Origin of the sequence: Insolitispirillum peregrinum (assembly GCF_900156605.1) — a bacterium.
GTDB lineage: Bacteria > Pseudomonadota > Alphaproteobacteria > Rhodospirillales > Rhodospirillaceae > Insolitispirillum > Insolitispirillum peregrinum.
Map to the genome: position 1 here is coordinate 410,717 of NZ_FTOA01000004.1, position 24,146 is coordinate 434,862.

24 protein-coding genes are annotated in these 24,146 nt (G+C 63.0%); 9 read left to right on the forward strand and 15 right to left on the reverse strand.

Annotated features, from left to right (window positions below; translation table 11 throughout):
- Positions 1 to 59: 59 nt before the first annotated feature.
- From BW995_RS12845 to BW995_RS12855, 3 genes are all read right to left on the reverse strand, one after another.
- Complete coding sequence (locus BW995_RS12845; protein WP_217696080.1) at positions 60 to 1,232, reverse strand: OpgC family protein; 1,173 nt, start codon at positions 1,230 to 1,232, stop codon at positions 60 to 62.
- Positions 1,233 to 1,346: 114 nt separating this feature from the next.
- Entirely contained in the window at positions 1,347 to 1,607 is a 261-nt protein-coding gene (locus BW995_RS12850) for a YMGG-like glycine zipper-containing protein (protein WP_076400793.1), read from the reverse strand.
- 256 nt (positions 1,608 to 1,863) lie between these two features.
- Positions 1,864 to 2,793, reverse strand: a complete 930-nt coding sequence (locus tag BW995_RS12855; RefSeq protein ID WP_076400794.1) for an exopolyphosphatase — start codon at positions 2,791 to 2,793, stop codon at positions 1,864 to 1,866.
- A gap of 403 nt (positions 2,794 to 3,196) precedes the next feature.
- Between BW995_RS12855 and rpmI the strand changes: the two genes are divergently transcribed.
- From rpmI to pheT, 4 genes are all read left to right on the forward strand, one after another.
- The gene (rpmI, locus tag BW995_RS12860; protein ID WP_076400795.1) at positions 3,197 to 3,391 is read left to right on the forward strand and encodes a 50S ribosomal protein L35; all 195 of its coding nucleotides are present in this window, start codon (positions 3,197 to 3,199) and stop codon (positions 3,389 to 3,391) included.
- A gap of 30 nt (positions 3,392 to 3,421) precedes the next feature.
- Complete coding sequence (rplT, locus tag BW995_RS12865; RefSeq protein WP_076400796.1) at positions 3,422 to 3,778, forward strand: 50S ribosomal protein L20; 357 nt, start codon at positions 3,422 to 3,424, stop codon at positions 3,776 to 3,778.
- Between the two features lie 123 nt (positions 3,779 to 3,901).
- Complete coding sequence (pheS, locus tag BW995_RS12870; RefSeq protein ID WP_076400797.1) at positions 3,902 to 4,978, forward strand: phenylalanine--tRNA ligase subunit alpha; 1,077 nt, start codon at positions 3,902 to 3,904, stop codon at positions 4,976 to 4,978.
- Entirely contained in the window at positions 4,975 to 7,371 is a 2,397-nt protein-coding gene (pheT, locus tag BW995_RS12875) for a phenylalanine--tRNA ligase subunit beta (RefSeq protein WP_076400798.1), read from the forward strand. The genes pheS and pheT overlap by 4 nt, the downstream gene beginning before the upstream one ends.
- 250 nt (positions 7,372 to 7,621) lie before the next feature.
- Here pheT and BW995_RS12880 read toward each other — a convergent pair whose 3' ends face one another.
- On the reverse strand, positions 7,622 to 8,113 hold the full coding sequence (locus tag BW995_RS12880) for an RT0821/Lpp0805 family surface protein (protein ID WP_245821434.1): 492 nt from the start codon (positions 8,111 to 8,113) through the stop codon (positions 7,622 to 7,624).
- A 212-nt stretch (positions 8,114 to 8,325) separates the two neighbouring features.
- Here BW995_RS12880 and pdxH point away from each other — a divergent pair, with 212 nt between their 5' ends.
- Together pdxH and BW995_RS12890 are read left to right on the forward strand one after the other, a co-directional pair.
- On the forward strand, positions 8,326 to 8,925 hold the full coding sequence (pdxH, locus tag BW995_RS12885; protein WP_076400800.1) for a pyridoxamine 5'-phosphate oxidase: 600 nt from the start codon (positions 8,326 to 8,328) through the stop codon (positions 8,923 to 8,925).
- 25 nt (positions 8,926 to 8,950) lie between these two features.
- Entirely contained in the window at positions 8,951 to 9,883 is a 933-nt protein-coding gene (locus BW995_RS12890) for a cation diffusion facilitator family transporter (RefSeq protein ID WP_076400801.1), read from the forward strand.
- Here the strand turns inward: BW995_RS12890 and murI are convergent.
- Together murI and BW995_RS12900 are read right to left on the reverse strand one after the other, a co-directional pair.
- Positions 9,801 to 10,634: a glutamate racemase gene (gene murI / locus BW995_RS12895; RefSeq protein ID WP_076400802.1), complete on the reverse strand. Its 834-nt coding sequence runs from the start codon at positions 10,632 to 10,634 to the stop codon at positions 9,801 to 9,803. The genes BW995_RS12890 and murI overlap by 83 nt on opposite strands.
- A 45-nt stretch (positions 10,635 to 10,679) precedes the next feature.
- Complete coding sequence (locus tag BW995_RS12900; RefSeq protein WP_076400803.1) at positions 10,680 to 11,552, reverse strand: branched-chain amino acid aminotransferase; 873 nt, start codon at positions 11,550 to 11,552, stop codon at positions 10,680 to 10,682.
- A gap of 270 nt (positions 11,553 to 11,822) precedes the next feature.
- On the opposite strand from BW995_RS12900, the gene BW995_RS12905 reads away from it, so the two are divergent.
- The 3 genes from BW995_RS12905 to BW995_RS12915 are packed head-to-tail and all read left to right on the forward strand — an operon-like array spanning position 11,823 to position 14,485.
- Positions 11,823 to 12,350 carry a MarR family winged helix-turn-helix transcriptional regulator gene (locus BW995_RS12905; RefSeq protein ID WP_076400804.1) on the forward strand — a complete coding sequence of 176 codons (528 nt, stop codon included), beginning with the start codon at positions 11,823 to 11,825 and terminating at the stop codon, positions 12,348 to 12,350.
- A 20-nt stretch (positions 12,351 to 12,370) separates the two neighbouring features.
- On the forward strand, positions 12,371 to 13,084 hold the full coding sequence (locus tag BW995_RS12910; RefSeq protein WP_076400805.1) for a response regulator: 714 nt from the start codon (positions 12,371 to 12,373) through the stop codon (positions 13,082 to 13,084).
- Between the two features lie 6 nt (positions 13,085 to 13,090).
- Complete coding sequence (locus tag BW995_RS12915; protein ID WP_076400806.1) at positions 13,091 to 14,485, forward strand: sensor histidine kinase; 1,395 nt, start codon at positions 13,091 to 13,093, stop codon at positions 14,483 to 14,485.
- A gap of 116 nt (positions 14,486 to 14,601) precedes the next feature.
- Here the strand turns inward: BW995_RS12915 and upp are convergent, their stop codons facing one another.
- The 9 genes from upp to BW995_RS12960 form a co-directional block, all read right to left on the reverse strand.
- Positions 14,602 to 15,252, reverse strand: a complete 651-nt coding sequence (upp, locus tag BW995_RS12920) for a uracil phosphoribosyltransferase (protein ID WP_076400807.1) — start codon at positions 15,250 to 15,252, stop codon at positions 14,602 to 14,604.
- 68 nt (positions 15,253 to 15,320) lie between these two features.
- Positions 15,321 to 15,878, reverse strand: coding sequence for a 6-pyruvoyl trahydropterin synthase family protein (locus BW995_RS12925; RefSeq protein ID WP_076400808.1), 558 nt, complete (start codon positions 15,876 to 15,878; stop codon positions 15,321 to 15,323).
- A 61-nt stretch (positions 15,879 to 15,939) separates the two neighbouring features.
- Complete coding sequence (gene queE, locus BW995_RS12930) at positions 15,940 to 16,629, reverse strand: 7-carboxy-7-deazaguanine synthase (RefSeq protein ID WP_076400809.1); 690 nt, start codon at positions 16,627 to 16,629, stop codon at positions 15,940 to 15,942.
- Positions 16,626 to 17,333 (reverse strand): 7-cyano-7-deazaguanine synthase QueC, encoded by a 708-nt coding sequence (gene queC, locus BW995_RS12935; RefSeq protein WP_076400810.1) that lies wholly within the window; start codon positions 17,331 to 17,333, stop codon positions 16,626 to 16,628. The genes queE and queC overlap by 4 nt, the downstream gene beginning before the upstream one ends.
- A gap of 259 nt (positions 17,334 to 17,592) precedes the next feature.
- On the reverse strand, positions 17,593 to 18,243 hold the full coding sequence (locus BW995_RS12940) for a response regulator (RefSeq protein WP_076400811.1): 651 nt from the start codon (positions 18,241 to 18,243) through the stop codon (positions 17,593 to 17,595).
- A gap of 174 nt (positions 18,244 to 18,417) precedes the next feature.
- Positions 18,418 to 19,164 (reverse strand): phosphate signaling complex protein PhoU, encoded by a 747-nt coding sequence (phoU, locus tag BW995_RS12945; RefSeq protein ID WP_139332895.1) that lies wholly within the window; start codon positions 19,162 to 19,164, stop codon positions 18,418 to 18,420.
- Positions 19,165 to 19,260: 96 nt separating this feature from the next.
- The gene (locus BW995_RS12950; RefSeq protein WP_084194842.1) at positions 19,261 to 20,802 is read right to left on the reverse strand and encodes an ATP-binding protein; all 1,542 of its coding nucleotides are present in this window, start codon (positions 20,800 to 20,802) and stop codon (positions 19,261 to 19,263) included.
- Positions 20,803 to 21,176: 374 nt separating this feature from the next.
- Entirely contained in the window at positions 21,177 to 23,444 is a 2,268-nt protein-coding gene (locus BW995_RS12955) for an NADP-dependent malic enzyme (RefSeq protein ID WP_076400813.1), read from the reverse strand.
- Between the two features lie 80 nt (positions 23,445 to 23,524).
- Entirely contained in the window at positions 23,525 to 24,043 is a 519-nt protein-coding gene (locus BW995_RS12960; RefSeq protein WP_245821436.1) for a hypothetical protein, read from the reverse strand.
- Positions 24,044 to 24,146: the final 103 nt, after the last annotated feature.

Sequence of the window (24,146 nt, forward strand, 5' to 3'; positions counted from 1 at the left end):
CCCTCGGGCTCCGGGATGGCACGAGAGGGGTTTGCATCTCGTGCCCGGACCCGGTTCTGTCACCCCTTGGCCACCGCCAGAACCCCGCGCCGTTGCAGGGCCCCCGACCATTCCAGCACCACCGCAAAGGCCACCATCAGCAGCGAGGCGGTCAGCGAGGTCGCCACCTGCACCAGCGGCTGGTCATCCAGCACCGCGTTCACGCCATCGGCCAACGGGGACAGCAGGATGCCCAGACAGAATACTTCCAGCGAATGCCGCCCCATCACCCGGCAGGCACGGGCACACCAGCTTTCCATCCACACACCGGGGCGGAACAGCCCGGCGATGCAATAGGCTACCGCCAGAAAGTGCAGCAGACGCAACGGTGCCAGCGCCGTTTTGCTGATTGGATAAATCATCTGCCCCAGCCACAGCGGTACCACCCGGTCATGCCACGCCGGGACATGCCACAACAGCACCAGCGCAAAACACAACAGCAGATAGCCCCACGCCAGCCGGTCCACCACCGCCCGCAGGCGGGGCCGGGCCTCCAGCCGGGCCGGGCCGATTTGCAGCAGGGCGCAGACGGCCCCGATGATGAACAACGCCTGCCACGCCCATGGGTTAAAGAACCAGCCGCCATCCGGCCAGGCACGCAGGTTGATGTCCCACACCTGCGCCGCCGCATAGACCGCCAGTGACAGCGCCAGCGTGAGCCGGGGCCGGTACACCAGCAAGGGCAGCACCGCCGCCATGATCAGCAACAACACCATGTACAGTGGCAGCGGGTCCATCAGGCTGGGCTTGAAGCGCAAGGTCAGCTCGGCCACCAGCGCGCCTTCGGTGTCGTTGATCAGTCTGCCCAGCCCCATCTCGCTGATGAAATCGCGCGTCTCGACGTGGGCATTCATCACGAACACGATGCCAACCAGCACCGCAAAGACAAAGATATGAGCCATGTACAACTGGGCCACACGGCGCAAAATGCGCACTGCGGCAAACAGATAGCCATGACGATGCAGCCCGGCCGAATAGGCCAGGGCTGCACTGAAGCCTGACAGGAAAACGAACACTTCGGCCGAGTCGCTCAGGCCAAAGGCCCGCATGGTCACCAACCCGAGGATGTTGTTCGGAATGTGGTCCCACAGGATGAAAATCAGGGCGAGGCCACGAAACACATCAATCCTGTGGTCCCGCTGGCGGTGGGACACCACCGCGCCGGACACCACAGTTTCAGACGACAAAGACACCAGACACCCCACAAGCCTGCACAACGCCCCACCGCGACATAAGGGGTAGACTTCCGGCGTGCAAGCTCCGTTTTATCAGGAGGCGGTCATGAACAGTCCACGACGGGACAGCCGTCAGCGCTTGACCTGGTCATAGACATAGCCGCCGGTCGCACCAGCCGCCGCGCCGATCACTCCGCCCCAGACGGTCGAGCCACCAGTCGCAGCCCCCACCAGTGCGCCGCCCACCGTACCGATGGCCGCACCGGACAGGATGCGCTGTTCACTTTGGGTCATGTTCGAGCACCCACCCAGCCCCAGAGCCGCAACAGACAGGGCAACAGCCACGGCTTTGCCGGCATGGCGCGGGGAAACGAGAGCGGTAACGCGAGACATAACGGCCTCCTGCAGCAAATGGATAAAAGGTACCATCAGAGTGTCGCCCCATATTAAGGCGGGAAAAAGGCAAAAAATGGTTAATTTCGCGGCAGGGATACCAAAGATATTAGGGGGTTACCCAACGGTGTTGCAAAAGCAGGTGAAACAACCGCCACGCCAGAAAAAAGCCTGGAAACGACTCGGGCCAGAGGGTACCTGCGAAAACAGGCATCCTCTGGCCCGGAGAAGGGCTTGCCCCCGTGACGCTCTGCCGTCAGCCGTCGGCATTCATCTTTTCGACCAGCGCCTTCAGGCTTTCTTCCGCCACCGCATGTTCCACCTGACAGGTGCCCGCCGCATGGTGACCGCCGCCGCCGTATTCCAGCATCAGCTTGCCGACGTTGGTCTGGCTGGAGCGGTCAAAGATCGACTTGCCAACCGCAAAGACGGTGTTCTGGTTCTGGAAGCCGCGCATGATGTGGATCGAGATGTTGCACTGCGGGAACATCGCGTAAATCATGAAGCGGTTGCCGGCATAAATCGGGTCTTCGTCGCGCAGGTCCAGCACCACCACGTTGCCATGGACGCGGGCACAGCGGTTGACCTGTTCCTTGAACATCGCTTCCTGTTCAAAATACAGGTCGGTACGTTCCTTGACATCCGGCAGGGCCAGCACGTCGGAAATCGGGTGATCGAGGCAATAGTCGATCAGTTCCATCATCAGCTGATAATTGGAAATGCGGAACTCGCGGAAACGGCCCAGACCGGTGCGGGCATCCATGATGAAGTTCATCAGGTTCCAGCCTGCGGGCTTCAGCACTTCATCCAGCGAGAACTGCGCCGAGTCGCCCTTGTCCACCGCCAACATCATTTCTTCGGAAATGCGCGGCAGCTTTTCCGCCCCGCCATAATATTCGTACACCACCCGGGCAGCCGACGGCGCTTCGGGGATGATGATGTGGTTGTCGCGCTTGCCCACCCGCAAGGTTTCCGACAGATGGTGGTCAAAGGCGAGGTGCACGCCTTCGACATACGGCAGGTTGGTGGTGATGTCGTTGCCGGTGATTTCGATCTTGCCGTCCTGCATGTCCTTGGGATGCACGAACTTGATGTCGTCGATCAAGCCCAGCTCTTTCAGGATCATGGCGCAGACAAGGCCGTCAAAGTCGCTGCGCGTGACAAGGCGGAATTTCCGTTCCGTCATCTTTCCCTATTCCTTTTGCATCAGCCGGCCGCGCCCCGCGGTCTGCCGTTGATCGAAAATCAAGCATTCCTGCGCCCCGGCGCAGTCTGGTCTGCGTGCCGACACCATAGCGACATCAGGGGTACCGACGCAATTGCCGTAGCCCGGTCAACCCATGGTTCTTTGGCACGATTCAGCCCACACGCTCTGTCGAAAAACACCATACAACCAAATTACGCGGTTGAGGATGGGGGGCGATGGAATTTTATTCGCCCAGCCATCTTGCCTTTTTACCCTGCTCCGCGTATAAGCTCCTCCCTCCAAACCCGAGCGGCGAGGCTGTGTGGGACTCCTTGATTTCAAGGGTCCTACCGGGCATGCCAATCCGCTTTCGAAAAACACCTCTCTTCGGAAAGGACTTAAAATGCCCAAGATGAAGACCAAAAGCGCCGCCAAAAAGCGGTTCCGTCTGACCGGCACCGGCAAGGTGCGCGCCAACGTGGCCTACAAGCGCCACATGATGCGCAACAAGCCCAAGCAGATGAAGCGCCAGGCTCGTGGCACCATGATCCTCAACGATTGTGATGCGCGTATCGTCAAGCTGTACCTGCACGGCTAATTTTTCGGTCAGAATTAAAGGAGAACCGCAATGTCTCGTGTGAAGCGCGGCGTTACCAGCCATGCCCGGCACAAGAAAGTCCTGAAGCTGGCCAAGGGCTACCAGGGCCGCAACTCGACCAACTTCCGTATTGCCATTGAAAAGGTCGAAAAGGGCCTGCAGTACGCCTACCGTGACCGTCGCAACAAGAAGCGCGACTTCCGCGCCCTGTGGATCCAGCGCATCAACGCTGCCACCCGCGAACACGGCCTGCCGTACTCCCGTTTCATTGACGGCCTGAACAAGGCTGGCATCGAACTGGACCGCAAGGTGCTGTCCGACCTCGCCATCCGCGAGCCGGAAGCCTTCGGCAAGCTCGTCGAACAGGCCAAGGCGGCCCTCGGCTGAGCCATGCTGATGGCACCAACCGGTGCCTGACGGCTAAAAATGCTTATACTGAGGGGGGCTGCCTTTCCAAAGGCGGCCCCCTTTGGCTATTTCGCCTACCCCCACCTGACTCACAGAGGGATCATGGACAAGCTGGACGAGTTGCGCGCCGAACTGCTGGCGGCGGTGTCCGATGCGCCTGACGCCGACGCGCTGGAAAAAGTGCGCGTGGCGGTGATGGGCAAAAAGGGCCGCATTACCGACATGATGAAGGGCCTGGGCCAGATGGATCCGGACGAGCGCCGGACCTTTGGCGCCGCACTGAACGCCCTCAAGGATGACGTTGCCACGGCGCTGGATGGTCGCAAGGCTGCCTTTGAAACGGCTGCCCTGAACGCCAGGCTGGAAAGCGAGCGGGTCGATGTCTCGTTGACCGCCCGCCCGGACAGTGACGGCACCCTGCATCCGATCAGCCAGACCATCGACGAAGTGATCGCCATTTTCGGCCAGATGGGGTTTGAACTGGCGGAAGGCCCGGATATCGAAGACGATTTCCACAACTTCACCGCCCTGAATTTCCCGCCCGGCCACCCGGCGCGCGAAATGCACGACACCTTCTTCCTGCCCGAACGGGAAGACGGCAGCCGTCACGTCCTGCGCACCCACACCAGCCCGGTGCAGATCCGCACCATGCAAAGCCGCAAGCCGCCGATCCGGGTGATCTGCCTGGGCCGCACCTATCGCTGCGACTCTGACATGACCCATACCCCGATGTTCCATCAGATCGAAGGTCTGGTGATTGACACGAACATCAACATGGGCCACCTCAAGGGCTGCCTGAAGGAATTCGTCGAGGCCTATTTCGAGGTCAGCGATGTGCCGATGCAGTTCCGTCCCAGCTTCTTCCCGTTCACCGAGCCGTCGGCCGAGGTCGATATCGGCTGTTCGCGCAAGAACGGCGAACTGAAGATCGGCGAAGGCGACGGCTGGCTGGAAATTCTGGGCTGCGGCATGGTTCACCCGAACGTGCTGAAGGCCTGCGGCTATGACCCGAACGAAGTGCAGGGCTTTGCCTTCGGCATGGGCCTCGAGCGCATCGCCATGCTGAAGTACGGCATCCCCGACCTGCGCACCTTCTTTGATTCCGACCTGCGGTGGCTGCGCCACTACGGATTCGGTTGCCTTGACGTCCCGACCCTGACCGGAGGGCTGACCCGATGAAATTCACCCTCTCGTGGCTGAAAGACCACCTCGACACCACCGCCTCGGTGGCCGAGATCGGCAAGACGCTGACCATGATCGGGCTGGAGATCGAAGAGATCATCGACCCGTCGTCCAAACTGGACGGCTTTGTGGTCGGCCATGTGCTGACCGCTGACAAGCACCCCGACGCCGACAAGCTGAAGCTGTGCACCGTTGACAACGGTCAGGGCACCCTGCAGATCGTCTGCGGCGCGCCCAATGCCCGCGCCGGTCTGAAGGTGGCGCTCGCCACCCCGGGCTGCGTGATCCCGGTCAGCGGCGACAAGCTGAAAAAGGGCAAGATTCGCGGTGTGGAAAGTCAGGGCATGATGTGCTCGACCCGTGAACTGTGTCTGGGCGAAGACCACGACGGCATCATCGAACTGCCGGAAGACACTCCGGTCGGGGTGCCGCTGGCCAGCGTGCTGAACATTGATCCGGTGTTCGACATTTCGGTGACGCCCAACCGCGCCGACTGCCTCGGCGTGCGCGGAGTCGCCCGTGATCTGGCCGCCGTCGGTCTGGGAACGCTGAAGGCCGACCCGCTGACCGCGCCGCTGGCCGGGACCTTTGCCAGCCCGCGCCGGGTGCAGATTGCCGACGACACGCTGGCTGCTTGCCCGGTGTTCGTCGGTCGCACCATCCGTGGAGTGAAGAACGGCGACAGCCCGCAGTGGCTGAAGGATCGTCTGCTGGCCATCGGCCTGCGTCCGATTTCGGCGCTGGTGGACATCACCAACTATGTCACCATCGGCTGGGGCCGTCCGCTGCACGTGTTCGACGCAGACACCCTGAACGGTGACCTGCTGGTGCGCTTTGCCCAACCGGGTGAGCAGCTGGTGGCGCTGAACGACAAGACCTATGAGCTGACCGCCGAGATGGTCGCCGTGGCTGATCAGGGCAAGGCCCACTCGATCGGCGGCGTGATGGGCGGCGTGGAAAGCGGCTGCACCGAAACCACCACCACCGTCTTCCTCGAAGCGGCGCTGTTCGATCCTCGCCGGATTGCCAGAACCGCCCGTGCGCTGACCCTCGAGTCGGATGCCAAGCACCGCTTCGAGCGTGGCGTTGATCCGCAGTCGCCGGTGTGGGGTGCCGAGCTGGCCACCCGCCTGATCCTCGACCTGTGCGGCGGCGAAGCCTCGGAACTGGTGATTGCGGGCGACATGCCTGCTGGCAACGGCCCGATCGACTTCCGCCCGTCGCGGGTCAAGCAGCTGGTCGGGATCGAGGTGGCCACCGCCACCATGATCGCCATGTTTGAACGGCTGGGCTGCTCGGTGCTGTCCACCAGTGACGACCTGCTGACCGTCCAGCCGCCGAGCTGGCGCGGGGACATCGCCGAAGAACATGATCTGGTCGAGGAAGTCGCCCGCCTGAACGGCTATGACAACCTGCCGGTCACCCCGCTGCCGCGCCTGTCGATGCCCAAACAGGTGTTAACCGCCCAGCAAAAGACCCTGCGCGTGCTGACCCGTACCCTCGCCGGTCGTGGCCTGCACGAAACCGTCACCTGGTCGTTCCTGCCGCGTGCGCAGGCCGAACTGTTCGGTGGCGGCCAGCCGGAACTGCTGCTCGCCAACCCGATCAGCAGCGACCTCGACGCCATGCGTCCGTCGATCCTGCCGAATCTGGCGACCGCCGCCGGGCGCAATGCCGCCCGTGGCTATCCCAACGTCGGCCTGTTCGAAGTCGGCCCGCAGTTCCATGGCGGCGAACCGGGTGACCAGACGCGGGTGATTGCCGGTCTGCGTGCTGGCAAGACCGGTCCCCGTCACTGGGATGAACGCCCGCGGGCAGTGGACGTGTTCGACGTCAAGGCCGACGTGCTGGCCCTGCTGAAGGCCGCCGGTGTCAACACCGACAGCCTGCAGATCGTGGCCGAAGCACCGTCCTACTACCATCCGGGCCGCTCGGGTTCGCTGCGGTTGGGCAAGGTGGTGGTGGCCCAGTTCGGTGACCTGCATCCGGCAGTGCTGAAGGCGCTGGATGTCAAGGGTCCGATGGTGGCCTTTGAACTGTTCGTTGAACGCCTGCCGACGCCCAAGGCCAAGGCCACCAAGGCGCGCAGCCTGCTGCAAGCCTCGGCTTTCCAGCCTCTGGAGCGCGACTTCGCCTTTGTGGTGGATACCTCGGTGGCCGCCGACGCGATGGTTCGCGCCGCCAGGGGCGCCGATCGCCAGATGATCACCGACGTCAGCGTGTTCGACCTCTATCAGGGTCCGAACATGCCCGACGGCAAAAAGTCGCTGGCGGTGTCGGTCACTCTGCAACCGATGGAAAAGACCCTCACCGATGCCGAAATCGAAGAGATTTCCGGCAAGGTGATCGCCGCCATCGAAAAGGCCACCGGCGGCAGCCTGCGCAAGTAAGATCAAAAAAGAGAGCGGACTGCCGTCCACACCTACCCGGGGGCCAATGCCCCCGGACCCCCATTTCTTTTTTCACTATCAAAAGAGTGGGATCCGAGACATCAAGGCCCCGGCGAGGTGTGGAGCAGCGCTCCACATCCTTGTTTCCCTTGTGCCGTAAACACAAAAAAAGACCGGGAAGGACATCGTGCCTTCCCGGTCTTTTTTGTCAGCCCGTGCAGTCTTACTGCACAACACGCCCCGTGCAGTCTTACTGCACAACGCGCCAAGTGCCGTCCGGCTGCTGGCAGGCCTGCCCATAGGCGGCTTCCTCGCGGCCATCGATCATCACGGTGGTCTTGTATTCGCGGCAATAACGACCCGAGTCGGTGCGGCCATCCTTGACCGGCGTCACCGTCCCCGAATGACCGGAGTCCGGGTTGTTCCAGCGGATGGTTTCCCCCACCGGGGCGGCCATCGCATTCTGGTGCGCCCGTTCGGCCTGCATCTGGTCGGCCTTGTCGAGCGACGAGCCGATTTCCGAACCAAGGAACGCGCCCAGCAGGGTCCCGGCAGCGGTGGCGGCAATCTGGCCGGTCCCCTTGCCGAACTGCGACCCAACCACCGCACCACCGACGCCACCCAGCACGGTACCGGCGGTCTGCTTGGGGTTGTTCTGCATCTGCTGGCAGGCAGACAGGCTGATGGCGGCGGTCAGGGCGGCGGCAACACCCGTGATGCGCAAGCTACGGCTAATCATCATCTGATCCTCAATGTCTTCACGTCAGGCCCGCAGCGCAGGCGGAGCCGGGAGATATGCGTTTACTCTGGCTGAAAACTTTGGCTAAAGCATGGCACAGGTGGGGCATCTTGCCCTATGCTCCGTGAGGTGGCCTGATCAATGGCTCCCCCTGCGTTCTGCGCACGGTCGAGCTGTATCATGCTTTGTCGTAACAGCAACGAACTGAACCAGACATGAACGATTTTTCAGCGGATGTCGACCCCATTGCCCAGTTCAGCGACTGGCTGGCCGAGGCTGGCAAAAGCGAACCCAATGATCCGAACGCCGTCTGTCTGGCCACCAGCACCCCTGATGGCTTTCCGTCGGCCCGCATGGTGCTGTTGAAAGGCCATGACGAGCACGGTTTCGTGTTCTACACCAACCTTGAAAGCCGCAAGGGCGGTGAACTGGCCGCCAACCCCAAGGCGGCGATGTGCTTTCACTGGAAAAGCCTGAAGCGGCAAGTGCGGATCGAGGGTCAGATCGAGCCGGTCACCGCCGAGGAAGCGGATGCCTATTACGCCTCGCGCGCCCGGGATTCGCGCATCGGGGCGTGGGCGTCGCAACAGTCGCGCCCGCTGCAAAGCCGGTTCGAGCTGGAAAGCCGCATCGCCGAATATGTCGCCAAATTCGGTCTGGGCCGCATTCCACGCCCGCCGTTCTGGTCGGGGTTCCGTCTGGTGCCGGTTCGTATTGAATTCTGGCGGGATCGCCCCTTCCGCCTGCATGACCGGATGATCTATAAGAGGAACCTGAAGGACGAGCCGTGGACCACGGAACGTCTGTACCCATAACACCGCCGTAAAGGACAGCCGCACCGTGAGCACCCCCCAGCCCAACGCCCACTTGCTCCGCTGGGCAACCTATGCCGCCACCGCCACCGCGCTGGTTCTGGTGCTGGTGAAGGTTGCGGCGTGGCTGCTGACCGACTCGGTGGCGCTGCTGTCCAGCACGGTGGACAGCCTGCTGGACTGTGGTGCCTCGCTGGTCAACCTGCTGGCGGTGCGCCAGTCCCTGCAACCGGCTGATGACGATCACCGCTTTGGTCATGGCAAGGCCGAGCCCTTGGCCGGGATGGCGCAGGCGGCGTTTGTCGCCGGGTCGGGGGGGCTGTTGCTGGTGCAGGCGGTTGGCCGTCTGACATCACCGGTCGAAGTGCGGCAAGGGGCGGTCGGCATCGCGGTGATGGTGTTTGCCATCATCGCCACGCTGGCGCTGGTCAGCTTTCAGAAATACGTCATCCGCCGCACCACCTCGGTGGCGATTGCCGCCGACAGCCTGCACTACACCGGCGATGTGCTGATCAATGGCAGCGTGATCGTCTCGATCCTGCTGACCATCTCTCTGGGCTGGACGTGGGCCGACCCGCTGTTTGCCATCGGGATTGCCGGTTTCCTGATGTTCAACGCCTGGACCATTGCCCGCGACAGCTTTGACCTGCTGATGGACCGCGAGCTTCCTGCCGAAGACCGCGAGCAGATTGTCGCGCTGGCGCTGGCGATTCCGGGGGTGATGAACGTCCACGACCTGCGCACCCGCTCGTCCGGCCCGCAACAGTTCATCCAGTTACACCTGACGATGGACGGCCAGCTACCGCTGATCAAGGCCCATGCCATCGGCGATCAGGTCGAAGAGGCCATCCGCGCGGCCTTTCCGCAGGCCGAGGTGATCATCCACCATGACCCGTCAGGGCTGGTTGAACCGGCAGCACATGAGGTTTTCCCAGCCCCATCGCCATCATCGCCGCCGTAAACCCCACCGAGGCGGCGGTATTCCAGCTATGCGAGCCACCCTGTTCCGGGCGGGTCAGGCTGTCTGCGGGCAACACCCGCAGCACCTGCCGCGCCACCGCCTCGCCCGAGTCGAGCCAGGTGACCGGCCACGGTGCCGCCTCACTCAGCCAATGGCGGACCAGCGGGTAATGGGTACAGCCCAACACCACCGTATCCAGACGATGGTCGGTAAACAGCGGCGCAATTTCGGCCTCGACCGCCGGACGCAAATCGGCGGCCTGCTGTACTCCGCCACGCGCCACCACCTGTTCGGCCAGATCAGCCAGCTTTTGCGCACCGTGGCGCACCACCACGCAGTCAGCGGCAAACTGCCGGATCAACTGATCGCTATAGGCCCGCCGGACGGTTCCCGGCGTTGCCAACAAGCCGATTACCCGGCTTTTGCTCAACGATGCCGCCGGTTTGATCGCAGGCACCACCCCGACAAACGGCATCTGCGGATGGTCGGCGCGCACAGCGGCCAGCGCCGCCGTGCTGGCAGTGTTGCAGGCAATCACCACCACGTCGGGGCGATCCGTTTCATGACGCAACAGGGCATGGATCACCGCCCGCACCCGCGCCTCGATTTCGGCTTCCGAGCGCGGGCCGTAGGGGAAAAAGGCCCCGTCGGCGCAATAGCTGTAGCGCGTCGCCGGGGGCAGCGCGTCACGGATGGCGGCCAGAACCGACACGCCACCCAACCCGGAATCAAACACAGCAACCCGTGCCATTGCCTACCGCTCGCTGCCCCCCGTTCGCTATCCCACCGTCAGGGATTATTTCCCAACCGCCCGGTCATAGGCGGCGATCACCTGCTGGCAGACGGCACCGGGGGTAAAGTGCCAGTCGCCAATCTGGCGCACCGGAGTAACTTCGGCAGCAGTTCCGGTCAAGAAGACTTCGCTTGCCCGCGCGAACTCGCTGGGGTCAATGGCGCGTTCGGTGACACTCAGCCCCATTTCGCGCGCCAGCTCGATCACCGTCTGGCGGGTGATGCCGTCCAGAAAGCACTCCGGCGTCGGAGTGTGCAGCGCGCCGTCGATCACCAGAAAGATATTGGCCGCCGACGCCTCGGCTACCTGCCCGCGATGGTCCAGCATCAGCGCGTCGTCCCAGCCTTCGTCTTCGGCGGCATGCTTGGACAGGGTGCTGATCATGTACAGCCCGGCGGCCTTCGACTGGGTGGGGGCGGTCTCCGGGGCCGGACGATGCCACTTGCTGACCGTCAGCCGCAACCCGGCCATGCGGGCATCGGCATCGAAATAGGACGGCCAGGCCCAGCAGGCAATCGCCACATGGATACGGTTGTGGCGTGCCGACACCCCCATCATCTCCGACCCGCGCCAGGCGACCGGCCGGACATAGCCATCGCGCACGCCATTGGCCTGCAACACCGCGTCGGTGGCCTGATCGAGCGTTGCCCGGTCATAGGGCAAGGCAAAGCCCAACAGCCCGGCCGAGCGGATCAGGCGCTGGCTGTGCTCGGCCAGCTTGAATACCTGCCCGTTATAGGCCCGCTCGCCCTCGAACACCGACGAGGCATAATGCAGCCCGTGGGTCAGGACATGGACTTTGGCCTCCCGCCACGGCAGCATCTGCCCGTCCATCCAGATAAAGCCGTCGCGGTCATCAAAGGGGATCAAGCTCATAGCCATCTCTTTCTTTCCGGCCCCTGTCGGACTACTGTGGCGGAGGCAGTCCCGCAGCGATCACCGCCCGTTTCCAGCCCGATACAGGCAAGGGGAAGGCGGTCACCGCCCACAGGGTCACTGCAGGGGTGTTTTGATACAAACGGAGGGTTCTCGGCGATTTTGCGCAACTAAGTTTCGCCAATTCTCCATTATCGGTAACATTGTGCAGCGATATATGTCAATATTGCTGTCCTATCCAGACCCACATGGCAGGCTTGTTCAGAACTCATGAGTGATATCAAAGCAGGGGCGCACCAGCTTTTTCTGCGCGACGAAGAACTCCGCAAGGGCATGGAGTTGCTCTTTTTCGCCTACCGCGACTTCACCGCCGAGGCCGATGCCATGCTGGCGCGGCACGGCTTCGGGCGCGCCCATCACCGGGTGATCTATTTCGTCGGACGCTATCAAAGCATCCCCGTTTCCGATCTGCTGCGCATTCTGGGCATCACCAAGCAAAGCCTGTCCCGCGTGCTCAGCCAACTGGTGCGCGAGGGCTTCATCACCCAGAAGGCCGGAACCCGCGACCGCCGCCAGCGCCTGCTGGAGCTGACCGAAAAGGGGCAGGATCTCGAACGCCAGCTCAGCGAACGCCAGCGCCGCCGCATCGCCCGCGCCTACCGCGAAGCCGGAGCCGAAGCGGTGGACGGTTTCCGCAAGGTGCTGGCCGGGATGATCGATGAACCCGACCGCGCCCGCTTTGTCGGCGATCTGGGGGTTGACCCCACCCTGCCCCGTCCGCGCCGCTCCACCCCTTAAGACCTGCCCCGAGGCCCGTCATGTCCGCTGTCCTGCCCGAAGAGCAACCGCACATTCTGGTGGTCGATGATGACCGCCGCCTGCGCGACCTGCTGCGCCGCTTTCTCAGCGAAAACGGCTTTACCGTCAGCACCGCCGCCGATGCCGCCGAGGCGCGCGCCCATCTGGCCGGGATGTGCTTTGACGCGCTGGTGGTGGACGTGATGATGCCGGGGGAAAGCGGGCTGGAGCTGACCCGCAGCCTGCGCGACAGCAACGGCCCGCCAGTGTTGATGCTGACCGCCCACGGGGATCCGCAGGACCGTATTGCCGGACTGGAAAGCGGTGCCGATGACTATCTGGCCAAACCGTTCGAGCCGCGCGAACTGGTGCTGCGCCTGCGCTCCATCCTGCGCCGTCTGGCCACGCCAGCCCCGGCTCTGGCTGCTCTGGCGGTCGGCAGTGTCCGCATGGGCAGCAGCCTGTTCGACCTCGGTCGACAGGAACTGCGCACCAATGGCGAGCCGGTCTATCTGACCACCGCCGAAGCCCAGTTGTTGATGGTGCTGGCCAGCAACGCCGGACAGCCCTTCACCCGCGAGGATCTGGCCGATGCCACCGGCATGACCGGCAACCCGCGCACGGTGGACGTGCAGGTCACCCGCCTGCGCAAAAAGCTGGAAGACGACCCCCGGCAACCGCGCTACCTGCAAACGGTGCGTGGCACCGGCTATGTCCTGCGTCCGGGGGGCTGAACGCTCATGCGGCTGTTCGGAACACCCACCTCGCTCAAACGGATGGTGCCTCGGGGGTTGCTGGGGCGGTCGCTGCTGATTCTGGTGGTCCCGCTGGTGGTGTTGCAGGTCGTAACCTCGGTGGTGTTCTACGAACGGCACTGGGACACGGTGATGCGCCGTCTGGCCAGCGGTCTGGCCGGAGATATCGCCGCCACCCTCAGCCTGTTGCACCGTTACCCGGACCCCGACGGGCAAGCGTGGGTGACGGACTTTGCGCAGGAGCATTTCGAGCTGCAACTGGACTTCAAGGCCGGGGAAGTCCTGCCCAATGACGAGCATTTCCGCGATGCCCTGTCCGAAGAGCTGAACGACAGCCAGAACGAAAACATGGAAGATGTCCTTGCCCAAAGCCTCAGTGAGCGACTTCATCGCCCGGTGATGGTCGATATGGCGATTTTTGCCCGCGACATCGACATCTATGTCCAGCGCTCTGACGGCATTCTGCACATCACCGCCCCGCGCAAGCGGCTGTTCAGCTCGACCACCTATATTTTCGTGCTGTGGATGGCCGGAACGGCGATGCTGCTGTTCGGCATTGCCACCATCTTCATGTCCAATCAGGTGCGCTCCATCCGCCGTCTGGCGGTATCAGCCGATGGCTTTGGCAAGGGGCGCGACCTGCCGCCGATCAAGGTCGAAGGCGCCCGCGAAGTGCGGCAGGCGGCACAAGCCTTCAACCTGATGCGGGAACGCATCCAGCGGCAGGTGGCCCAGCGCACGGAAATGCTGGCCGGGGTCAGTCACGACCTGCGCACACCGCTGACCCGGATGAAACTGCAACTGGCAATGATGGGCGACTCGCCCGATGCCTGCGACCTCAGCGAAGACGTGGCGGAAATGGAGCGGATGGTGGAAGGCTATCTGGCCTTTGCCCGTGGCGAAGGTACCGAAAGCGCCAGCGATGTCGATCTGGTCGAAGTGCTGGAAACCGTCGTTGCCCGCTTTCAGCGCGATGAGCGCTGCGCGGTCGAGCTGATCGGCCTGTACACCGCCAGCGGCGAGCGGCGACAGGCCCCGACCACCGTGCGGCGCGACAGCATCGAACGCTGCCTCAGCAACCTGATCGGCAACGCCTGCCGCTATGGTCAGCGGGTGCGGGTGCACTACATCGCGCAAGAGGACGAAGAAAGCTGCTCCATCGTCGTCGAGGACAACGGTCCGGGCATTCCCCCCGTCCTGCGCGAAGACGTGTTCCGGCCTTTTTTCCGCGCCGACAGCTCGCGCAATTCCCAGACCGGCGGCACCGGCCTGGGCCTGACCATCGCCCGCGATGCCGCCCGTGTCCACGGCGGCGACATCCTGCTGGACGACAGTCAGGAAATGGGCGGCCTGCGCGTTACGCTGCACCTGCCCCTTTAGAGCAAATCCCGAGCAGATGACTCCATCTGCGACGACGTATTTGCTGGAAATACAATATATTAGAGCATTTGAAGTGATCCAGAGAGAACGGAAAATGCTCTAGGAACAAACAGCCCCTACTTGGTCCCGAACAGACGGTCCCCGGCATCGCCCAGACCGGGGACGATGTAGGCCTGTTCGTTCAAGTGATCATCCAGCGACGCCACGTAGACCGGCACGTCGGGATGCGCCTCGTTGAACACCCGCATCCCTTCCGGGGCGGCTACCAGCGCCATGAAAATGATCTGCTCCCGGCTGATCCCGCGCTCCAGCAGCACGTTCACCGCGTGCACCGCCGAATGGCCGGTGGCCAGCATCGGATCGACCAGAATGAAGGTCCGGCCCTCGGAGTCCGGCAGCTTGACCAGATATTCATGCGGGCGATGGGTATCATGGTCGCGGTACAGGCCAACGTGACCGACACGGGCACCCGGGATCAGTTCCAGCAGGCCATCGGCCATGCCGTTACCGGCGCGCAGGATCGGCACCACCGCCAGCTTGCGGCCTGCGATCACCGGTGCGTCCATTGTGACCAGCGGCGTCTGTATCCGCTCCAGCGCCAGCGGCAGGTTACGGGTGACTTCATAGCCCATCAGCAGGGAAATTTCGCGCAGCAACTGGCGGAAGGTGCGCGTAGAGGTCCGTTCGTCGCGCATGTGGGTCAGCTTGTGCTGAATCAGCGGGTGATCCAGAACGCACAGATTGGGGAATTCTTCGACGCGGCGCATGGGAGTCTCCAACAAGTTATCCGATATCATTTTTTTGCCTGTCGCTCTGTCAGAGCGGAGCCGCACCGTCAGCCTGCGCTGGACAGCACGCCATCGCCGGTATATTCGGCCCAGCAGTTGGGCGTTTCCCACACCCGCACCCGATCCAGATGGGCCAGCCCGTGCGACCGTTCAAGCACGCGCGGCTGCAAACGCTGGAACCAGTGGCGGGCCAGTTCTTCGGCGGTGGGGTGGAACGGCACCACGTACAGTTTGGAGCCAACCCGGCAATCGGTGGTAGCCAGATAGCCATCGCGCTCGACCTGCTGTCGCACACCGGCCAGCCACGGGTCGAACGCCTGCGCGGGCGGGGCAAACATCCGCAATACATCAAGATCGGCCAGCGAGGCCATAAAGCCATGGTCACACGGTTGATCAATGCAGGCGGTCATTTCCTGCTTCAGGAACCCGAAATCCAGCACCATCCCGGCCTGCTCGCCGCTTTGATGCAGTTCGGCCTGCGGGCTGCACACCGTCGCCTCGATCGCATAGCGATGGCCATGCAGATGGCGGCACTTCGAACCATGCAACATGATCCGGTGACCGGCATCAATCTCCAGACGGCGCGTAACGTGCATCAACGACATGACAACAGGCTTTCCTGTAACAAAGGGCACAGCAGGGGCAAGGTAAACAAGACTTGCCGGGTCAGGGAATGCCCAGCATCTTGTGGGTCTGCAACGACAGCCGCCAGCGGGGATGGCTCAGGCAATAGCGCAATGCCGCCGCCGTATGGTCGGCCCGCTGCGGATCATCCAGCGGCTGCAACAGATGATGTGAGAACGGCAGCGCGGCCAGCGCCACCAGATCCTGCCCGGACTGGGGATAGACCACCTTCAGCTCGTCGCCGGTAGTCTGCACCAGCGTCGTTCCGGCTTTCGGGCTGACACAAATCCAGTCCACGCCGGGTGAGACCGGGCGGGTACCGTTGGTTTCAATGGCGATTTCAAAACCCTTTTGATGAACGGCCCGGCACAGGGCCTCATCGACCTGCAAGGTCGGCTCGCCGCCGGTGAACACCACATAGGGCAAGCCGTGTTCGCTGGCCGGAATGCCAGCCATCGACGGCCAGCAGGCGGCAATCGCCTCGGCCAGCGCCTGCGGTCCGGCAAAACGTCCACCGCCCGGCCCGTCGGTGCCGAGAAAGTCGGTATCACAAAAAGTACAATCAGCCGAGGCGCGGTCTTCGGCCCGGCCAGTCCACAGGTTACAGCCGGTAAAGCGGCAGAACACCGCCGGACGCCCGGCCCGCAAGCCTTCGCCCTGCAAGGTGTAAAACAGTTCCTTGACCGTATAGGTCCGCCCGGCTGCCGCCGGATCAGCGTCTGGCAGCGTCATGCCCCTTGCTCCCACTGCCACCAGCCGTTGGCCCGCAGGGTACAGGCCGGGCACTGGCCACAGCCATGGCCCCACGGATGGCGGGTGCTGCGGTCGCCCAGATAGCAGGTGTGCGTCTTGTCCACGATCGCATCGACCAGCGCCCGGCCACCCAGCGTTTCCGCCAGCGCCCACGTTTGCGCCTTGTCGATCCACATCAAGGGGGTGTGCAGCACAAAGCGGCTTTCCATCCCCAGATTCAGGGCCACCTGCAACGCCTTGATGGTATCGTCGCGGCAATCGGGATAGCCCGAAAAATCGGTTTCACAGACCCCGGTAATGATGTGCTTGATGCCCCGCCGATAGGCCAGCGCCGCCGCATAGGTCAAAAACAGCAGGTTGCGCCCCGGCACAAAGGTGGTCGGCAAGCCGTTGCTGCCCATTTCGATGGCGACGTTTTCGGTCATCGCCGTAGCACCGATGGCCGACAGGCCGGTGGCATCAATGAAATGGTCCTGCCCCAGCCGCTCGGCCCACGGGATGAAGTCAGCCCGCAGTGCCGCCAGAAAGTCCTGCCGCACCTCCAGTTCGATACGGTGACGCTGGTTGTAATCAAAGGCCAGCGTCTCGACACGGGTGAAGCGGTCAAGGGCCCAGGCAAGGCAGGTTGCCGAGTCCTGGCCACCGGAAAACAGCACAAGGGCTGAACTGGGATCGAGAGTCATCGTACAACCGACCATCGGGAAGAGGAAAAACCTGCGGGAGTGACCAGCATGTGCGCAAAGCACAAGAACAGCCCCGGCGAGTCCTCCTCTCCGGCACTGCTCCCATCTGTCTGAAGCAAGGGCACCCCAACGGGCAGGCACCGTGTTCTGTGCGATGCTCTAGACCAAACCCCCAGCGGGCGCAATCAGTTTTGCAGCCCGCCCGGGAGTTTGTCGGTCGCGGCAACACCCCGCCGCATCACGCACGGGGCGGGGGCTGTCACGCCCCCGGTGTCAGCCGCCAGCCGTTTTCCATCGCAATGCGGACGGCCTGGCTGCGGTTGGCCGCCCCCAGCTTGCGATAGATGTTGCGGGTCTGCACCTTGATGGTGACTTCCTGCAAATCAAGGGCGCGGGCGATTTCCTTGTTGGTGCGGCCTTCGACCACCATCCCGAGGATCAGCTTTTCCCGCTCTTCGAGCTGGGACAGCGGGTTGCTGGTGTCCGGCTCGGCGTCTTCACTCGGCTTGCGCGGAGCAGAGAAGGCGAACGAGGGGAAATAGCGTTCCCCCGACAGCACCAGCCGCAAGGCGTTGATCATCGCCGTGGAATTCAACGTCTTGGGCAGGTAGCCCGCCGCCCCGCCGTCGGCACAGCTCATCACATCGGCAGCCTCGACCGAACCGGACAGGATAACGACCGGGACGCTCGGGTATGCCTTGACCATCGCCACCAACCCCTGAGTGCCCCGCATTCCGGGCATCTTGAGATCGAGCAGGATCAGGTCCAACACCCCGGCCCCCTGCGCAGCTTCCAGGGCTTCGTCGAGCGTTGAGGCTTCCACCACCTCGACATCGGGGTCCAAAGCCTTGAAAAAGGGCATCAGCCCCTGACGGACCAGAGTGTGATCGTCAGCTAACAGGATCCGCATGCTTGAGCCGTTCCCTACAGCAGCCATAAACCTTAGTTGATCTCAAAGTAGCCTTCCGAGGAAACCTTGCCAAGCATTTGTCATCCGGCAATCACACAACATCCGGTATTTTTTTCCGGTCTTTGGTGTGATTTGCCCACACAAGTCGCGTGAAGAGGCCAATGTTGGGTCGAACTACTCAGGACTTTGGTCCTGAGGAGAAAGGTGGCGCGGCTCAGCCATCGTATAAGACGACATATCCTTTTTGGGACGATTGGCTGACAACGGTGTCCCGTGGACGACAAACCAGGTCGCTTCGGCCAGGTTGGTCGCATGGTCGCCGACCCGCTCCAGATTCTTGGCAATGAACTGCAGATGGGTGCAGGGCGCAATATGGCGCGGGTCTTCCATCATGTAGGTCAACAGTTCCCGGAACAGCGAGGAATAGAGGTCATCAACCTCTTCGTCGCGCTCCCACACCTTCAGCGCCCGATCGGCATCCCGGCTCATGAAGGCATCGAGCGCCTCTTTCAGCAGGTCACGCACCAGCCAGCCCAGACGGGCGACCGATTTCACCGCCGGAACCATCGGTGCCTGATTCAGCACCGCCACCCGGTGTGCGGTCGAGGTGGCATGGTCGGCAATCCGTTCCAGCGCCGACGCCACCCGCAGGGCCGACATCACCAGCCGCAGGTCGTCGGCCACCGGCTGACGCAGGGCCAGCAGACGCACCACCTGTTCATTGATGTGGTCTTCGGCCCCATCGACCTGATCGTCGCCGGAAATCACCTGAGCCGCCAGCGCCTCGTCACGGGTCAGCATCGCCTGCACGGCGGTCCCGAGCTGGGTTTCGGCCAGCCCGCCCATCCGGCCCAGCGTCTGGTTCAGGCGATCAAGTTCATCATCAAAGGCTTTCATGGTGTGGGTGGGATACACCGGCATCATCGTCTCCAACGGCAGGGAGGGGGATCATTCGCACAGCCCCGAAACGGTCTTCGGGGCCGGACAACAGGACAAAACAACGAAAAGAGAAAAGGATCAGAGTTCGGTTTCCGGTTCATGACGCAGGAAATCGCTGCTGCGCGCCCGCTTGTCTGCCGGAGGAGGGCACGGCAGGTAGACGCTGAACGTCGATCCCTGCCCCACGGTACTGTCGATGGTCAGGGCACCCCGGTGGCGATTGACAATGTGCTTGACGATCGCCAATCCCAGACCGGTGCCGCCCAACTGGCGCGAGCGGGCGGTATCAACACGGTAAAACCGTTCGGTCAGCCGTGGCAGATGCTCCTTGGCGATACCGTCGCCCTGATCAATAACGTGCACAACCAGACAGGCGTCCCGCATGGCATGGGGCATTTGCGCCGGACCACGGGCCGGACGGTCCACCCGGATCACCAGCGGCGTTCCCGGACGTCCGTATTTGATGCCATTGGCGATCAGGTTGGCAAACACCTGCACCAGTTCGTCTTCGTCACCGGCGACCAGATCGCTGTCGCTGATCATTTCGACCTGCAACGCCATGTCTTTTTCTTCGGCCAGAATTTCCAGCCCCATCACCACGCCTTCCACCACGTCTTCCAGCGACACCGTGCCGACCGGCGGCGTGTGCTCGCGCAGTTCGATCCGCGACAGCGACAGCAGGTCTTCAATCAGCCGCCGCATGCGGCTGGCCTGCTGATGCATGATGGCCAGGAACCGTTCGTGGGCTTCGGCGTCATCGCGGGCCGGGCCGCGCAGGGTTTCCACAAAGCCGAGAATGCTGGTCAGCGGCGTGCGCAACTCGTGACTGGCGTTGGCCACGAAATCGGCGCGCATCTGCTCGGCCCGCACCAGCGCGGTAATGTCATGCAGCACCACCACTGCATGGGCCGCCAGTGGCAGTTCGTCGGTCAGCCGTTGCACCTCAACCTGAAAGGTCTGTTCAACCGTCGCCCCCAGCGTCACCTGCACCGCCTTGCTGCGCAGGGACCCGTCCAGAATGCGGTCCACCGCCTCCAGAATGCCGGGGTCACGCAGGATGGCAATCAACGGACGGGGCTCCAGATCGCGCCCGAACAGGGTGCGGGCCGCTTCGTTGGCCTGCACCACATGGGCATGGCTGTTGATCAGCAACACCGGCGTCGGCAAGGCATCCAGCAGCCCGATCTGGGCCATCGCTTCGGCTTCGGCGCGATTGATCGCCTGCATCGTGCGTTGGCGCAGGCTGCGGGCGGCCATGGCCACATCACGGGCCCCTTCGGAAAAGCGCAGAACGGGGAGCGGCGCGACTGGCCCACCGCGCACCGGCAACGGGCGCAAATAGGCCGCGACCGCTTCCCAGTCACCAACCAGCGAGCGCAGGAACAGCGCCGTCACTCCGGCCACGCCCACCAGCGTCAGCGCCGCCGGAATGATCGCCAGTTCGGCCCACACCACCAATGCCGACAACGCCAGCACCAGCGGCGTTGAAAACAACAGCGTCAAACGCGCAACACGGGCAAACGACACCGGCCTTGCCACCGAAGGCAGGGGCGAGGCAAAAGCCTGTTCATCACCACGACCAGAGACTGGTGTTTGCGGAGTGTTGGTGTGTGGGGCCATCAACTCGTCCATCAGAGCATTGTGCGAAAAGTGGGCACCGGTTTTCGCAGAGACAATGCGGCAAAACAAAGACAGAGCATTGTGCGAAAAGTGGGAACCGGTTTTCGCAGAGACAATGCGACACAACAAAGACAGGCCCGGTGTGCGTCATACTTGGCGCGCACCGGTCCAGAAAACGGCTTCGCCGTGTTGCCATCCATAGGACATACAGAGCGCAACAAGGGCCTCGCAGAATGACCGGATAGTAGGGACTCTTTCGTGACAGAACGATGAAATAAATGTGACAGGTGGCGCAACCTGCTCGTTCCACAAGAAAAAGCCCCCCGGCTTTTGGTCCGGGGGGCTTTTTGCAGGCAAAACCGCTGGTCAGGAGATCAGCGCTTCAGGGCATCATGAGCGGCGATCAGCGCCATGTTCACCACGTCCGACACATTGGCGTCGAGGTGAACAATCTGCACCGGAGCCGCCAGACCGATCAGCATCGGGCCGATCACCGTCCCGCCGCCCAGCTTGTGCAGCAGCTTGTACGAGATGTTGGCCGAATGCAGACCCGGCATCACCAGCACGTTGGCCGGGCCGGACAGGCGGGTGAACGGATAGACCTTTTGCAGTTCGGCATCGAGGGCGACGTTGGCCCCCATTTCCCCGTCATACTCAAAGTCCACCGAGCGGCGGTCGAGGATTTCCTTGGCTTCACGGGCGCGGGTGGTTTCCCCGCCCTGCGGGCTGCCAAAGGTCGAATAGCTGAGGAACGCCACCCGCGGCTCATGCCCCATCTGGCGCACCTTGTTGGCGGCCCCGGTGGCAATGTCGGCCAGTTGTTCAGCAGTCGGGGTTTCATGGATGGTGGTGTCACAGATGAACACCGTCCGTCCACGGGTGATCAGCATGGTCAGGCCGAACATCAGTTCATTCGGCCTGGTGTCGATCACCTTGGCGATTTCCTTCACCACCACCGCATGGGTACGGGTCAGGCCGGTCACCATCGAATCCGCATCGCCCATCGCCACCAGACAGGCACCAAAGACGTTGCGGTCCTGATTCACCAGACGCTGGCAATCGCGGTACAGATAGCCCTCGCGCTGCAGGCGCTTGTACAGGAAGTCGGTGTATTCCTTGGTGTGGGACGACTTGGCGGCGTTGTGGATCTCGATCCCGTCCAGCGAGCCGAGGCCCATCGCCTTCATGGTGTCTTCGATCCGGTCTTCGCGACCGACCAGCACCGGATGGCCATAGCCGGCATTGCGGAAGGCAACGGCGGCCCGGATGGCCTTTTCTTCTTCCCCTTCGGCGAACACCACCCGCTGCGGGTTGCCGATCACTTCCGAGGCAATGGCGTTCATCGTCGCCGCCATCGGGTCGAGGCGCTCGGACAGTTCGTGGCGATAGGCGGCCATGTCGATGATCGGCTTTTGTGCCACACCGCTTTCCATCGCCGCCTTGGCGACGGCGGGCGGAATGGTGGCGATCAGGCGCGGGTCGAACGGCACCGGGATGATGTATTCCGGCCCGAAGCGCAGACGACGGCCGGAATAGGCGGCGGCCACTTCGTCCGGCACGTCTTCACGGGCCAGCGCGGCAATCGCCTTGGCGGCAGCAACCTTCATCTCTTCGTTGATGGTGCGCGCCCGCACGTCCAGCGCCCCACGGAAAATATAGGGGAAGCCGAGAACGTTGTTGATCTGGTTCGGATAGTCCGAACGACCGGTGGCCACGATGGCATCCTTGCGCACCGTCCGCACTTCTTCCGGGGTGATTTCCGGGTCGGGGTTGGCCATCGCAAAGATGATCGGCTGCGGTGCCATCGCCGCCACCATTTCCGGCGTCACTGCGCCCTTGACCGACAGGCCGAGGAACATGTCGGCCCCCTCAAGGGCCTCGGCCAGCGTGCGGGCTTCGGTCGGCACCGCATGGGCCGACTTCCACTGGTTCATACCGCTTTCACGGCCCTTGTAGATCACGCCCTTGGTGTCGCACAGAATGACGTTCTCGTGGCGGCAGCCCATCGCCTTGATCAGTTCGAGGCAGGCAATGCCCGCCGCCCCGGCGCCGTTGACCACCACCTTGATGTCACGCACGTTGCGGCCGGTCAGTTCACAGGCGTTGATCAGGCCGGCGGCGGCAATGATCGCGGTGCCGTGCTGGTCGTCGTGGAACACCGGAATGTCCATCAGTTCGCGCAGTTGCTGCTCGATGATGAAGCACTCGGGGGCCTTGATGTCTTCGAGGTTGATGCCGCCAAAGCTGGGGCCGAGGTAGCGCACGGCGTTGACGAACTGATCGACCTCTTTGGTATCGACTTCAAGGTCGATGGCATCGACGTCGGCAAACTTCTTGAACAGGACGGCCTTCCCCTCCATCACCGGCTTGCCGGCCAGAGCCCCCAGGTCTCCCAGACCCAGAACGGCGGTCCCGTTGGAAATCACCGCCACCAGGTTGCCCTTGGCAGTGTAGTCATAGGCCAGCGACGGATCGCGAGCAATTTCCTTGCAGGGAGCCGCCACGCCGGGCGAATAGGCGAGCGACAGGTCACGCTGGGTGGTCAGCGGCTTGGTCGGCACGATCTCGATCTTGCCGGGCCGCCCCGAGGCGTGCATCAGCAATGAGTCGTGCTCGACATTGGTCTTGGGGGTATCGTCCATGATGTTTGGGCCTGTAGGGTAAGATAGACAACAGCAGCGGATGGAACATCCGCAGGGAAAAACGGTCAGCCGCGCGGATTTCAGCCGCGCGTATTGACGTGCAGGTCACGGGCACCGTGTTTGACCAGCAGCGACGAGGCCAGCTGTTCGCGGTCGGCGTCGGTGACTTCGACCCACAGCAGGATTTCCCCGGCCTTGACCGCATCGGCAAAGGCGTCGCTGTTGGGCAGGGCAATGGTTTCTTCCAGCAATTCCTTCAGTGCCGCCAGACCGACACCGGCGGCGACAACGCCCCCGATCAGGGCGGCGGTCGGGCCACCGGCCAGCGCCACCAGCAAGCCGGACACCAGCGGCACTTCGTAGCGGGCTTCGTTGACCAGCGGCATCAGACGATCCTGCCAGGCGGCTTCGTTGGTATCGGCCGCTTCGATGGCTTCATGGCTGGACAGCACCGACAGGTTGGCATGGCCAAAGCCTGCAGCCAACAGGTCGTGAATGCAGGCGGTCAGCGGCTCGGGGCGGGCAAAAATGCCGACAAGCTCGCGGGTGGCCTGTTGCCCGGACGGCAGCGAAGACGAAGAAGGGGTGGCATCAGTCACGGCGCAACGATCCTTACCTGATCTGGATAGCCAGCAGGAAAACGCTGGCATCAAAGGCTGCGCATGCCCGTCAACCCGGGACTTTGGCCCCGCCACGGCGCCG